This is a genomic window from Streptomyces sp. CRN 30, assembly GCF_034105845.1.
This window is the reverse complement of the sequence record NZ_JAVRHI010000200.1, coordinates 24,979-37,307: the sequence shown is the minus strand read 5'-3', so window position 1 is coordinate 37,307 and position 12,329 is coordinate 24,979. Positions and strand designations below refer to the sequence as shown.

General features: G+C 73.1%; 12 protein-coding genes and 2 rRNA genes. 12 read left to right on the top strand and 2 right to left on the bottom strand.

Going from position 1 to position 12,329, the window contains the following annotated elements; translation table 11 throughout:
- The 4 genes from UW392_RS21105 to UW392_RS21090 form a co-directional block, all read left to right on the top strand.
- Window positions 1-119, top strand: a 23S ribosomal RNA gene (locus UW392_RS21105); the annotation flags it as partial.
- 106 nt (window positions 120-225) lie between these two features.
- Window positions 226-342 (top strand): 5S ribosomal RNA (gene rrf / locus UW392_RS21100).
- A 314-nt stretch (window positions 343-656) separates the two neighbouring features.
- Window positions 657-1,775, top strand: a complete 1,119-nt coding sequence (locus UW392_RS21095; RefSeq protein ID WP_320776613.1) for a hypothetical protein — start codon at window positions 657-659, stop codon at window positions 1,773-1,775.
- A complete protein-coding gene (locus UW392_RS21090; RefSeq protein ID WP_320776612.1) occupies window positions 1,667-2,455 on the top strand; it encodes a tetratricopeptide repeat protein in 789 nt (262 codons plus the stop codon). Before UW392_RS21095 ends, UW392_RS21090 begins: the two co-directional genes overlap by 109 nt.
- Window positions 2,456-2,574: 119 nt before the next feature.
- Here UW392_RS21090 and UW392_RS21085 read toward each other — a convergent pair whose 3' ends face one another.
- On the bottom strand, window positions 2,575-3,867 hold the full coding sequence (locus UW392_RS21085; protein WP_320776606.1) for a DUF1015 domain-containing protein: 1,293 nt from the start codon (window positions 3,865-3,867) through the stop codon (window positions 2,575-2,577).
- A 72-nt stretch (window positions 3,868-3,939) separates the two neighbouring features.
- Here UW392_RS21085 and UW392_RS21080 point away from each other — a divergent pair, with 72 nt between their 5' ends.
- The 4 genes from UW392_RS21080 (at window position 3,940) to UW392_RS21065 (ending at window position 8,079) form a co-directional block, all read left to right on the top strand.
- On the top strand, window positions 3,940-4,971 hold the full coding sequence (locus UW392_RS21080; RefSeq protein WP_320776605.1) for an HAD-IIA family hydrolase: 1,032 nt from the start codon (window positions 3,940-3,942) through the stop codon (window positions 4,969-4,971).
- 137 nt (window positions 4,972-5,108) lie between these two features.
- On the top strand, window positions 5,109-6,152 hold the full coding sequence (locus tag UW392_RS21075; RefSeq protein ID WP_320776604.1) for a FecCD family ABC transporter permease: 1,044 nt from the start codon (window positions 5,109-5,111) through the stop codon (window positions 6,150-6,152).
- Window positions 6,149-7,186, top strand: a complete 1,038-nt coding sequence (locus UW392_RS21070; protein WP_320776603.1) for a FecCD family ABC transporter permease — start codon at window positions 6,149-6,151, stop codon at window positions 7,184-7,186. Before UW392_RS21075 ends, UW392_RS21070 begins: the two co-directional genes overlap by 4 nt.
- Window positions 7,183-8,079 (top strand): ABC transporter ATP-binding protein, encoded by an 897-nt coding sequence (locus tag UW392_RS21065; RefSeq protein WP_320776602.1) that lies wholly within the window; start codon window positions 7,183-7,185, stop codon window positions 8,077-8,079. Before UW392_RS21070 ends, UW392_RS21065 begins: the two co-directional genes overlap by 4 nt.
- On the opposite strand, the gene UW392_RS21060 is transcribed toward UW392_RS21065, so the two are convergent.
- On the bottom strand, window positions 8,063-8,410 hold the full coding sequence (locus UW392_RS21060) for a sterol-binding protein (protein WP_320776601.1): 348 nt from the start codon (window positions 8,408-8,410) through the stop codon (window positions 8,063-8,065). The genes UW392_RS21065 and UW392_RS21060 overlap by 17 nt on opposite strands.
- A 42-nt stretch (window positions 8,411-8,452) precedes the next feature.
- On the opposite strand from UW392_RS21060, the gene UW392_RS21055 reads away from it, so the two are divergent.
- The 4 genes from UW392_RS21055 to recN all read left to right on the top strand — a co-directional run bounded on the left by UW392_RS21055 (window position 8,453) and on the right by recN (window position 12,327).
- Window positions 8,453-8,716 carry a hypothetical protein gene (locus UW392_RS21055; RefSeq protein WP_320776600.1) on the top strand — a complete coding sequence of 88 codons (264 nt, stop codon included), beginning with the start codon at window positions 8,453-8,455 and terminating at the stop codon, window positions 8,714-8,716.
- A gap of 7 nt (window positions 8,717-8,723) precedes the next feature.
- Entirely contained in the window at window positions 8,724-9,539 is an 816-nt protein-coding gene (locus tag UW392_RS21050; RefSeq protein WP_320776599.1) for a TlyA family RNA methyltransferase, read from the top strand.
- Window positions 9,536-10,441, top strand: a complete 906-nt coding sequence (locus tag UW392_RS21045; protein ID WP_320776598.1) for an NAD kinase — start codon at window positions 9,536-9,538, stop codon at window positions 10,439-10,441. Before UW392_RS21050 ends, UW392_RS21045 begins: the two co-directional genes overlap by 4 nt.
- A gap of 167 nt (window positions 10,442-10,608) precedes the next feature.
- Window positions 10,609-12,327, top strand: coding sequence for a DNA repair protein RecN (gene recN, locus UW392_RS21040; protein ID WP_320776611.1), 1,719 nt, complete (start codon window positions 10,609-10,611; stop codon window positions 12,325-12,327).
- Window positions 12,328-12,329: the final 2 nt, after the last annotated feature.

Sequence of the window (12,329 nt, the reverse complement as noted above, 5' to 3'; positions counted from 1 at the left end):
GGACTCCCACCTCCTAGAGAGGGTAAGGCTCCCAGTAGACGACTGGGTTGATAGGCCAGATATGGAAGCACCGCAAGGTGTGGAGTTGACTGGTACTAATAGGCCGAGGGCTTGTCCTCAGTTGCTCGCGTCCACTGTGTTAGTTCTGAGGCAACGACCGTTGCCGGATTTGAGCAGAACACACAAAACTGAAGAGTGTGCTTGTTCGCTCGAAACCATTAGGGTTTCGGTGGTCATAGCGTAGGGGAAACGCCCGGTTACATTTCGAACCCGGAAGCTAAGCCTTACAGCGCCGATGGTACTGCAGGGGGGACCCTGTGGGAGAGTAGGACGCCGCCGAACAATCTTTGGAAGGACCCCTGGTCCCAGCGTTCAGCTGGGACCAGGGGTCCTTTTGTTTTTACAATGCTTGCAGTACCTAAGACAGGAGTCACCGATGTCCACCAACTCTCCCGACGACCGACCGGAGCGCGACCAGCGGCGACGGGACAGTGGTGACCGCGGCGACCGCGGCGGCTTCCGTCGCGACAACAGTCGAGGCGGCAGCGGCAGCGGTGGCCAGGGCCGTCGTGACGGGGATCGCGGTGGCTTCCGCCGCGAGGACGACCGGGGGCCGCGTGGCGGGTTCCGCCGTGACGACCGGCCCGACTTCCGCCGTGACGACCGTCGCGATGACCGCCGTGACGGCGGTCGGCGTGAGGATGCGCGTGGCGGGGGCTACGGCCGTCGCGACGACCGGGACCGTGGGCCGCGCCGCGACGACCGCGGAGAGCGTCCGGCGTTCCGCCGTGACGACAACCGGGGCGAGCGCGGAGACCGTGGCGATCGCGGTGGCTTCCGCCGGGACGACAACCGCGGCAGTGGCGGCGGTTACGGCCGGCGGGACGACCGTCGGGGTGACGACCGGGGTTCGCGTGGTGGGTTCCGCCGCGACGACCGGCCCGGTTTCCGTCGTGACGACCGTCGCGATGACCGCCGTGACGATCGCCGTGATGATCGCCGTGACGACCGGCCGTCTTTCCGTCGTGACGACCGTCCTGACTTCCGTCGGGACGACCGGCGTGACGACCGGCCGGCCTTCCGGCGTGACGACCGGCCGAGCTTCCGCCGCGACGACCGCCGTGACGACCGTCGCGATGACCGCCGTGACGACTGGCGCGGTGGGCGGCCGGAGTTCCGCCGTGACGACCGTCGTGACGATCGCCGGGGCGACGAGCGGCCCGACTTCCGTAGGGACGACAGGCGCGACGACCGGCCCTCGTTCCGGCGTGACGACCGGCCCGGTTTCCGCCGCGACGACCGCCGTGACGACCGTCGTGACGATCGACGGGATGACCGCCGCGACGATCGCCGTGACGACCGTCGGGACGGGGACCGTGGTGGGTTCCCCCGGCGCGACGACCGGGACCGTGGGTTCCGGGGGCGTGACGACCGCGGGGACCGCGGTGGCTTCCGGCGTGATGACCGCGGCGACCGGGGTGACCGGGGAGATCGCGGTGGTTACCGGGGCCGTGACGACCGCGGTGGACGCGGCGGGCCCCGGCGGGACGACCGTGGCGGCAGGCCGGGCGGCTTCCGTGACGGCGGCCGGGACGGTCGTGACGACCGGCGCGGCGGCGGACGCTTCCGTGACGAGCGGGACCGCGACCGCGAGCCGATCAAGCGGCTGCCGATCCCCGAGGACGTCACCGGCGACGAGATCGACAAGGACGTCAAGCAGGAGCTGCAGAGCCTGCCGAAGACGCTCGCGGAGGATGTCGCCCGCAACCTGGTGATGGTGGCGCGGCTCATCGACGAGGACCCCGAGGGCGCCTACGGCTACTCGCGGGTCGCGCTGCGGCTGGCGTCGCGCGTCGCGGCCGTACGGGAGGCCGCCGGATTCGCGGCGTACGCGAACCAGAAGTACTCCGAGGCCCTCGCCGAGTTCCGGGCCGCGCGGCGGATGACCGGCACCGTGGACCTGTGGCCGGTGATGGCCGACTGCGAGCGCGGGCTCGGCCGGCCGGAGAAGGCGCTGGACATGGCCGGTGCCCCCGAGGTCAACAAGCTGGACAAGGCCGGGCAGGTCGAGATGCGTCTGGTGGCCGCGGGCGCCCGGCGCGACATGGGACAGCTGGACGCGGCGATCGTCACGCTCCAGAGCCCCGAGCTGGCCTCCCACTCCGTGCAGCCGTGGACCGCGCGGCTGCGGTACGCCTACGCCGACGCGCTGCTCGCCGCCGGGCGGGAAGACGAGGCGCGGGAGTGGTTCGCCAAGGCCGTGGAGTCGGACCGGGACGGCACCACGGACGCCTCCGACCGGCTCGCCGAGCTGGACGGCGTCGACTTCGTGGACGCCCTCGACGACGGCGAGGACGATGAGGACGGCGCGGACGAGGCCGAGGACGAGGCCGAGGATGTGGCCGAGAACAAGAGTGAGGACGACTCCGCCCCCCGCCGGGGCGACGAGGACTGACCTCCGGCACGAGCGACGGTGAGAAAAGGGGCGGGACCGCGAAGGTCCCGCCCCTTTCGTCGTTCACGGGGTGTCGTTCACGAGGCGTCCTTCGCGGGACGCCGTTCGCGGGGCGTCGCTCAGAGCTCCAGTGAACGCAGGACCAGTCCCGACGCCGGTTTCGGGCCGAACGACGTCGACTTGCGCGGCATCGTGACGCCCTGCTGGGCCAGGTCGCGGACGACCTCCTCGCGGACCGGGTGCATCAGGACCGCCGTACCGCCGTCCCGTTCCGCCTTCTCGACCGTGGCGGCCGTGTCGTGGATGTAGGAGATGTGCGCGGCGGAGTCCTCGGGGACGTTCCAGACGTGGGCGAGGAGAGTGGTGTGCAGGACCGTGGCGTCCAGGGTGCGCCACGCCTCCGGGCGGTCGGCGGGGACTGTGCGGGCGAGCAGGTCGGGGTCCGGGCGGTCCACCAGGTGGAAGGCGCCGTCCCCGGCGAGGAGGAACGCGTTGCCCCCGGCGGCCGCCTCGGCCAGTGCGTCCAGTGCCTCGGCCAGTTCCACGTCCAGGCGGCGGACGTGGAAGCTGCCCTTGAGCGCGGCCACCGCGTCCGCGACCGGCACGTCGTGCAGCAAGCGGTGGATGGCACGGACGCGCAGCGGGTGGCGGACGGTGTCGACGAGGAGGACGAGGCCGTAGTCCCAGGGGCTGGGGGAGGGGTGCTCCTTGCGGAGCCGGCCGTAGGTCGCCCAGCGGTGGTGGCCGTCGGCGATGAGTGCCTGGTGACGGCCGAGTTCCGCCCGCACGCGCGCGACGGTCGCGGGATCGGTGACCGCCCACAGACGGTGGCGGTAGCCGTCCTCCGTGGTCGTGGCCAGCAGCGGTGGCCGCTCGGCGGCGCCCTCCACGACCTCGCTCGTGGCGGCGGTCGTGGCGTCGCCGCGGTAGGTCAGCAGCAGCGGCTCGAAATTGGCCGAAGTGGCCCGCATCAGCGCCGCGCGTTCGGCGACCACGTGCGGCATGACGTCCTCGTGCGGGAGGACGGAACCGTCCGCCCCGTCCGGCACGCGCAGGGCGCCGATGACGCCGCGTTGCAGCAGCCCGTCGTCGGCCAGCTGCTCGTAGACGTACAGACCGGGGTCGGGATCGGGGGCCAGGACGCCGTCGGCCAGCCAGCGGCGCAGTGTCCGGGCCGCCTGTTCCGTGCGGGCCTCGGCGGTCGCGGCCTGCGGGAGGATGAGGCGGACGATGTTGTGCGGGTCCGCGGATTCGAGGTGGAGCAGGCCGTCGGGGCGGACCACGACGTCGTAGGGAGGGGATGTCACGGCGGCCAGGCTGCCGACCCGGTCGGGGTCGTAGCGGAGACCTCGGAACGGGGTGAGTTCCAGGCCCCGGTGCGCCGTCGCTTCCGAGTGACCTGCGGTATCCATCCCGGCATCGTACGTGTGTCGGTGGCATGGGGGATGATCGGGGGAAAGGCGACGAACGAGGAGCGATGCGCAATGAGCCGGAGCGTCAGGACGAGGCCCGAGGGCAGGGGGCAGGCCCTGAGCGAGGCGTACGACACGGCGCTGCTCGACCTGGACGGGGTGGTGTACGCGGGGGGTGAGGCGATCGCCCACGCGGTCGATTCGCTCGCGGCGGCGCGCGAGGGCGGCATGCACCTCGCGTACGTCACGAACAACGCGCTGCGTACGCCCGACGCGGTGGCCGAGCACCTCACCGAGCTGGGCATACAGGCCGCCGCGGACGACGTCATCACCTCGGCGCAGGCGGTGGCCCGGCTGGTCGCGGGCCAGGTACCGGCGGGCGCGCGGGTGCTGGTCATCGGCGGCGAGGGACTGCGGGTGGCGCTGCGCGAGCGGGGTCTGACGCCGGTGGAGTCGGCGGACGACGAGCCGGTGGCGGTCGTCCAGGGGTACGGCGGGCCCGACCTGCGGTGGAGCCGGTTCCAGGAGGCTTCCTACGCCATCGCGCGGGGACTGCCCTGGTACGCGTCCAACACCGACCTGACCATTCCGAGCGCGCGCGGTATCGCGCCGGGCAACGGCGCCGCGGTGGAGGTCGTACGGATCGCCACCGGAGCGGAGCCGCAGGTCGCGGGGAAGCCGCTGCCGCCGATGCACCGCGAGACGATCCTGCGCACCGGCGCGGAGCGGCCGCTGGTGGTCGGGGACCGGCTGGACACGGACATCGAGGGCGCGTTCAACGGCGAGGTCGACTCGCTCCTCGTGCTCACCGGAGTCACCGACGGCAAGCAGCTGATCGCCGCGCCGCCGCAGCACCGGCCGACCTACGTCGACGCCGACCTGCGCGGGCTGCTCGGCGGCCAGCCGGAGGTCGCCGACGCGGACGGCGGCGGCTTCCGGTGCGGTGGCTGGACGGCGACGGCGGGCGAGGAGCGGCTGGAGCTGGAGGGGGACGGAGACGCCCTCGACGGTCTGCGGGCACTGTGCGCGGCGGCGTGGACGGCGGCCGGTGACGGCGGCTGCACGCTGGACGCGGAGAAGGCGCTGGCCCGGCTGGGGGTCTGACCCGGCCGGGCACCCTGGCCCTTTGGGGTCACGCCGACGGCAGCCCGGGGACGACCCGGCGACGAAGAGGCCCTGTACGGGGATCGTGACCCTGCACGAGGATCGTGACCGGTGGGCGGTTAGGTTAACCTAACCGCGTGTTGGTCGACAGTCCCCCCGAAGCGCGCGCCGAGACCGCTCCCGCGCCCCCGAAGCGCCGGGTGGTCCGCGGTGCCGGGCTGCTCGTCTCCGTGCTGGTCCTGGCGTGCGTCGCCGTCGCGAGCATCGTCGTCGGCGCCAAGGACCTGTCCCTGGCGCAGGTCTGGCACGGTCTCTTCGCGGACTCGGGCTCGTACGCCGACGTGGTCGTCGGCGAGCGGCTGTCCCGGACCGTGCTCGGGCTGCTCGCCGGTGCCGCGCTGGGCCTGTCCGGCGCGGTGCTCCAGGCGCTCACCCGCAATCCGCTGGCCGACCCCGGCCTGCTCGGCATCAACGCGGGCGCCTCCGCCGCCGTCGTCACCGCCATCACCTTCTTCGGCGTCACCTCGTTCAACGGGTACGTCTGGTTCGCGTTCCTCGGCGCGGCGGCGGTCGGCGCGCTGGTCTGGTTCCTGGGCGGCAGCCGCGGGGCGACGCCGGTGCGGCTGGCCCTGGCCGGGACCGCGATCAGCGCCGCCCTGTACGGCTACCTCCAGGCCGTGATGATCACGGACGAGGCGGCGCTGGGCACGATGCGGTTCTGGACGGTGGGATCGCTGTCCTCCGCCGACAACGGGACCATCACGCGGGTGCTGCCGTTCTTCGCCGCCGGCACGCTGCTGGCCCTGGCGCTGGCCCGGCCGCTCAACGCGATGGAGATGGGCGACGACACCGCACGGGCGCTCGGCGCGCACCTGACCCGGACGCGGGCGCTGGCCATGCTCGCCGCGACCGTGCTGTGCGGTGCGGCCACCGCGGCGTGCGGGCCGATCGTGTTCGTAGGCCTGATGGTGCCGCACGTCGTCCGCTCGTTCACCGGGCCGGACATGCGCTGGATCCTGCCGTACGCCACGGTCCTGTCGCCCGTGCTGCTGCTCGGCGCGGACGTCCTCGGACGGATCGTGGCCCGGCCCGCCGAGCTTCAGGTCGGCATCGTGACCGCGGTCCTGGGCGGCCCGGTCTTCATCTTCCTGGTACGACGGCGGAGGACGGCCCAGCTGTGAAGAGCAACCATGTCCTGCGCACCCGGGGCGGGCTCTCGGTCCGCCTCGACCTCAGGACGCTCACCGTCGTCGTGCTGCTGCTGGTGGCCGCGCTCGCCGCGAGCGTGGTCCTCATCGGCACCGGTGACTTCCCGATCCCGGCCGGCGACGTGCTGAGGACGCTGTTCGGGGACGGGAACCCGGGCCAGGAGTTCATCGTGCGCGAGCTGCGGCTGCCCCGGGTCCTGGTGGGGCTGCTGGTCGGGGCCTCGCTCGGCCTCGGCGGCGCGCTGTTCCAGGCGATCTCCCGCAACCCGCTCGGCAGCCCGGACGTCCTGGGTCTCGGGCAGGGCGCGACGGCCGGTGCGCTGATCATGATCGTGCTGTTCTCCGGGAGCGCCGCCCAGGTCACCCTCGGCGCGCTCGTGGGCGGCCTGGTGACCGGTTTCGGCATCTACGTGCTCGCCTGGAAGCGTGGTGTGCACGGATACCGTCTGGTCCTGGTCGGTATCGGGGTGTCCGCGATCGTCACGGCGGTCAACGGCTATCTGATGACCCGCGCCGACATCGTGGACGCGTCCCGCGCCGTGGTGTGGATGACCGGCAGTCTCAACGGCCGCGACTGGGACCAGGTCTGGCCGCTGCTGATCCTCTGCGCGGTGCTCGTGCCGGTGGCCCTCGCGGGCGGGCGGGGGCTGCGGATGACGGAGATGGGCGACGACGTCTCGTACGCCCTCGGGGTGCGGGTGGAGCGCGTGCGGCTGGTGCTGCTGGTCTCCGCCGTGCTGCTCACCGCCGCCGCCACGGCCGCCGCCGGACCGGTCGCCTTCGTGGCGCTCACCGCGCCGCAGCTGGCCCGGCGGCTGACCCGCGCCCCCGGACCCAACCTGCTGCCGTCCCTGTGCATGGGCGCCGCCCTGCTGGTCACCGCCGACTGGGTCTCGCAGCGGACCTTCGGCGTCGACCAGCTCCCGGTGGGCGTCGTCACCGGTGTGCTCGGCGGCGTCTACCTGCTGTGGCTGCTGGTCACCGAACGCAAGGCGGGCCGGATATGAGCACCCGGAAGACGAGTGCCGGCCCCGGCGCCACCAGCGGACTGAACAACCCAAGGAGCAACGTGAACCGTCTGTCCGCCGAGAACGTCACCCTCGCCTACGACCAGCGCGTCATCGCCGAGCAGCTGTCGGTGGAGATACCCGACAACTCGTTCACGGTGATCGTCGGTCCCAACGCGTGCGGCAAGTCGACCCTGCTGCGCGCCCTGTCGCGGATGCTGAAGCCCGCCGAGGGCCGGGTCCTCCTGGACGGCCAGGTCATCCAGTCGATGCCCGCCAAGCAGGTGGCGCGCACCCTGGGCCTGCTGCCGCAGTCGTCGATCGCGCCCGACGGGATCACCGTCGGCGACCTCGTCGCCCGGGGCCGCTACCCGCACCAGGGCCTGCTGCGGCAGTGGTCCACCGAGGACGAGCGGGTGGTCAAGGAGTCGATGGCGCAGACCGGCGTCGCCGAGCTGGCCGACCGCTACGTCGACGAGCTCTCCGGCGGTCAGCGGCAGCGCGTGTGGATCGCCATGGCGCTGGCCCAGCAGACGCCGCTGCTGCTGCTCGACGAGCCGACGACCTACCTGGACATCCAGCACCAGATCGACGTCCTCGACCTGTGCGCCGAACTCCACGAGGAGCAGGGCCGCACCCTCGTCGCCGTGCTCCACGACCTCAACCACGCCGCCCGGTACGCCACCCACCTCATCGCCCTGCGCGGCGGCGAGGTCATCGCCCAGGGCGCGCCGAACGACATCGTCACGGCCTCCCTGGTCGAGGAGGTCTTCGGGATGCGCTGCCAGATCATCGACGACCCGGAGACGGGGACACCGCTGGTGGTGCCGGCGGCGCGCAAGGGACGCGCGCGGGCGGCGGCCGCGGCGGCCGGGGCTACAGAAGCTTCCTGAGCCGGAACAGGTCGCGCAGACCCGCCTCCAGCCTGATCCGGCCGGACCCCCACGCCTTGGCGAAGTTCAGCTCGCCCGCGACCAGCGCCACCAGGTCGTCGCCGGTCATGGCCAGCCTGATCTCCGCGCGGTCGCGCGGTGGTCCTTCGAGCGTGTCGCGCACCTCGATCCGGCCGCCCTGCAGACGGCCGGCGAAGGTGACGTCCAGATCAGTGATGTGGCAGGTCACCGAGCGGTCCAGGGCCGTGGCGGCCCGGACGTCGTCATCGGCGCTGCGCATGTTCTCGGAGAGCTTTTCGAGTGCGGCGCGGCACTCCTCGATCGTCGCCATCGTGACCGACCGTACCCCAGGGGTTCGGGGTAGCGTCGGGGCATGAGCGACGCAGATCCGCAGCCCGCCGAGGAGCGGCCCGGCGGCCCCGCCGGGCCCGTCCCGTTGGACGTCCCCCGCGCCGCGACGGGCGACCCGGACACGGACGCGCTCCTGGAGCGGCTGGCCGACGTGGACCACCTGCCCACGGAGGGCCACGTCGAGGTGTACGAGGATGTCCACCGGGGGCTGCGCGACGCGCTGACCGCGCTCGACGCCCGCCCGGGACCTCCGGCGCCCCCGGCCCCGTACGTACGAAGGAGCTGAACCGAACGTGGCAGGAGTCGCACGCCGCCGTCTCGACGCGGAGCTGGTCCGCAGGAAGCTCGCGCGCTCGCGCGAGCACGCCGGGCAGCTGATCGCCGCCGGCCGGGTCACCGTCGGCAAGACCGTCGCGACCAAGTCCGCCACGCAGGTCGAGACCGCGGCGGCCATCGTCGTCGCCGAGGACGGCTCCGACCCCGACTACGTCTCCCGGGGCGGCCACAAGCTCGCGGGCGCGCTCGCCGTGTTCGTACCCGAGGGGCTGGCGGTCGAGGGGCGCCGGGCCCTGGACGCGGGTGCCTCGACCGGCGGATTCACCGACGTCCTGCTGAGGGCGGGCGCCGCGCGCGTCGTCGCCGTCGACGTCGGCTACGGGCAGCTCGCCTGGTCGCTGCGGAGCGATGAACGCGTCACCGTCAAGGACCGTACGAACGTACGCGAGTTGACGTTGGAAGCGATCGATGGGGAGCCCGTGGATCTTGTCGTGGGGGATCTGTCCTTCATCCCGCTGGGCCTGGTGCTGCCCGCCCTGGTGCGGTGCGCGGCGCCCGGCGCCGACCTGGTGATGATGGTGAAGCCGCAGTTCGAGGTGGGCAAGGAGCGGCTCGGCAGCGGCGGGGTCGTCCGCAGCCCCGAACTGCGGGCCGAGGCGGTGCGCGGCGTGGCGCGCAGGGCGTGGGAGCTGGGGCTCGGCGTCCGGGGCGTCACCGCGAGTCCGCTGCCCGGACCGTCCGGCAACGTCGAGTACTTTCTGTGGCTGCGGGCCGGGGCCGACGAACTGGACCCGGCCGACGTCGATCGTGCAGTGGCGGAGGGGCCGCGTTGACACAGAACCGAGTTCGTACTGTTTTCCTGCTGGCCCACACCGGGCGGCCCGCTGCCGTGCGCAGCGCCGAACTGGTGGTGAAGGGGCTGCTGCGCTCCGGGCTCGGGGTGCGCGTCCTGGAGGCCGAGGCGTGCGATCTGCCGCTGCCCGGCGAGGTGCAGCTGGTCAAGGAGGCCACCCCGCAGTGCCTCGACGGGTGCGAGCTGCTGATCGTGCTGGGCGGGGACGGGACGCTGCTGCGCGGCGCCGAGTTCGCCCGCGCGTCCGGGGTGCCGATGCTCGGCGTCAACCTCGGCCGGGTCGGCTTCCTCGCCGAGGCCGAGCGGGACGACCTCGACAAGGTCGTCGACCGGGTGGTCAACCGGGCCTACGAGGTCGAGGAGCGGATGACCGTCGACGTCGTCGTGCACCGCAACGGCGACATCGTGCACACCGACTGGGCGCTGAACGAGGCCGCCGTGCAGAAGGCCGGCGCGGAGAAGCTCCTGGAAGTGGTGCTGGAGGTCGACGGGCGGCCCGTGACCGGGTTCGGGTGCGACGGGGTCGTGCTGGCGACGCCGACCGGGTCGACGGCGTACGCGTTCTCGGCCGGCGGGCCGGTGGTCTGGCCGGAGGTGGAGGCGCTGCTGATGGTGCCGATCAGCGCGCACGCGCTCTTTGCGAAGCCGTTGGTGACGTCCCCGGACTCCGTGCTCGCGGTGGAGGTGCTGCCGCACATTCCGCCGGGGGTGCTGTGGTGCGACGGGCGTCGGACGGTGGAGCTGCCCGCCGGGGCGCGGGTGGAGGTGCGGCGGGGGGCCGTGCCGGTTCGGCTGGCGCGGTTGCACCATGCCTCGTTCACCGACCGGCTGGTGGCGAAGTTCGCGCTGCCGGTCGCCGGGTGGCGGGGGGCACCGCACTAGCGCGGTCTCGATGGGGTGGTTCTCGCTGTCGGCGGGTGCGGGTGCTCTGTGGCTGGTCGCGCCGTTCCCCGCGCCCCTTCGGGGGCGCGTACTCCGGGGCATGAGATGAATGGCCCATGTGCGTTTCCGTGCCCCGACCTCGTAAGGTCGTGTCCGTGTTGGAGGAGATGCGGATACGGTCGCTGGGTGTGATCGACGACGCCGTCGTCGAGCTGTCGCCCGGGTTCACCGCCGTCACCGGTGAGACGGGCGCGGGCAAGACGATGGTGGTCACCAGCCTCGGTCTGCTGCTGGGCGGACGGGCGGACCCGGCGCTGGTTCGGATCGGGGCGAAGAACGCGGTGGTGGAGGGGCGGGTCTCCGTCCCGCCGGACGCCGGGGCCGCCGTGCGGGCCGAGGAGGCCGGGGCGGAGCTGGACGACGGGGCGCTGCTGATCAGCCGTACGGTGTCCGCCGAGGGGCGCTCACGGGCCCATCTCGGCGGGCGGTCAGTGCCCGTGGGGGTGCTCGCCGAACTCGCCGACGAACTGGTCGCCGTGCACGGGCAGACCGACCAGCAGGGGCTGCTGAAGCAGGCCAGGCAGCGGCAGGCGCTCGACCGGTACGCCGGGGACGCCGTCGCCGGACAGCTCGCCGAGTACGGGGAGGCGTACCGCAGGCTGCGGGCCGTCGCCGCCGAGCTGGAGGAGATCACCACCCGGGCCCGGGAGCGGGCCCAGGAGGCCGACCTGCTGCGGTTCGGGCTGGAGGAGATCGCCGCCGTCGAGCCACGCGCCGGTGAGGACGTGGAACTGTCGGAGGAGGCGGAGCGGCTCGGGCACGCCGAGGCACTGGCGTCCGCCGCGACGGTCGCGCACGCGGCGCTCGCGGGCAACCCCGAGGACCCGGAAGGGGTCGACGCGGCCACGCTCGTCGCCGGTTCGCAGCGCGCCCTGGACGCCGTGCGGTCGCACGACCCGGCGCTGGCCTCGCTCGCCGACCGCATCGGCGAGGTCGGCATCCTGCTGCGCGACGTGGCCGGCGAACTCGCCGGGTACGCCGACGACCTGGACGCCGACCCGCTCAGGCTGGCGGCCGTGGAGGAGCGGCGGGCCGCGATCAACGGCCTCACCCGGAAGTACGGCGAGGACGTCGCCGCCGTCCTCGCGTGGGCCGAGCAGAGCGCCGCGCGGCTGACCGAGCTGGACGGCGACGACGAGCGGATCGGCGAGCTGACCGCCGAGCGGGACACGCTCAGGTCCGAACTGGCCTCGCTGGCGCAGGCGTTGACCGACGCCCGGACGGAGGCCGCGGACCGGTTCGCCGCCGCCGTCACCGCCGAGCTGGCCTCACTCGCGATGCCCCACGCGCGCGTGTCGTTCGAGATCCGGCAGACCGAGGACCCCGAGGGCGTCGAGGTCGGCGGGCGGACGGTGGCGTACGGGCCGTCCGGCGCCGACGAGGTCGAACTGCTGCTCGCCCCGCACCCCGGCGCCCCGCCCCGGCCCATCGCCAAGGGCGCCTCCGGCGGTGAGCTGTCCCGCGTGATGCTCGCCGTCGAGGTGGTCTTCGCGGGCACCGACCCCGTGCCGACGTACCTCTTCGACGAGGTCGACGCGGGCGTCGGCGGCAAGGCGGCCGTCGAGATCGGACGGCGGCTGGCGAAGCTCGCCCGGAGCGCTCAGGTCGTGGTCGTCACCCACCTCCCGCAGGTCGCCGCCTTCGCCGACCGGCAGCTGCTGGTGGAGAAGACCGACGACGGATCGGTGACCCGGTCGGGCGTCAAGGTCCTGGAGGGCGAGGACCGGGTGCGGGAACTGTCCCGGATGCTCGCCGGGCAGGAGGACTCCGAGACCGCGCGGGCGCACGCCGAGGAACTCCTCGCCACCGCGCGGGCCGACCTCTAGGG

What these genes read in the sequence shown, in the direction of transcription:
- UW392_RS21085 (WP_320776606.1), bottom strand. Translation starts at nt 3,867, where the DNA reads ATGGATACCGCAGGTCACTCGGAAGCGACGGCGCACCGGGGCCTGGAA.
- UW392_RS21080 (WP_320776605.1), top strand. Translation starts at nt 3,940, where the DNA reads ATGAGCCGGAGCGTCAGGACGAGGCCCGAGGGCAGGGGGCAGGCCCTG.
- UW392_RS21065 (WP_320776602.1), top strand. Translation starts at nt 7,183, where the DNA reads ATGAGCACCCGGAAGACGAGTGCCGGCCCCGGCGCCACCAGCGGACTG.
- UW392_RS21060 (WP_320776601.1), bottom strand. Translation starts at nt 8,410, where the DNA reads ATGGCGACGATCGAGGAGTGCCGCGCCGCACTCGAAAAGCTCTCCGAG.
- UW392_RS21055 (WP_320776600.1), top strand. Translation starts at nt 8,453, where the DNA reads ATGAGCGACGCAGATCCGCAGCCCGCCGAGGAGCGGCCCGGCGGCCCC.
- recN (WP_320776611.1), top strand. Translation starts at nt 10,609, where the DNA reads ATGCGGATACGGTCGCTGGGTGTGATCGACGACGCCGTCGTCGAGCTG.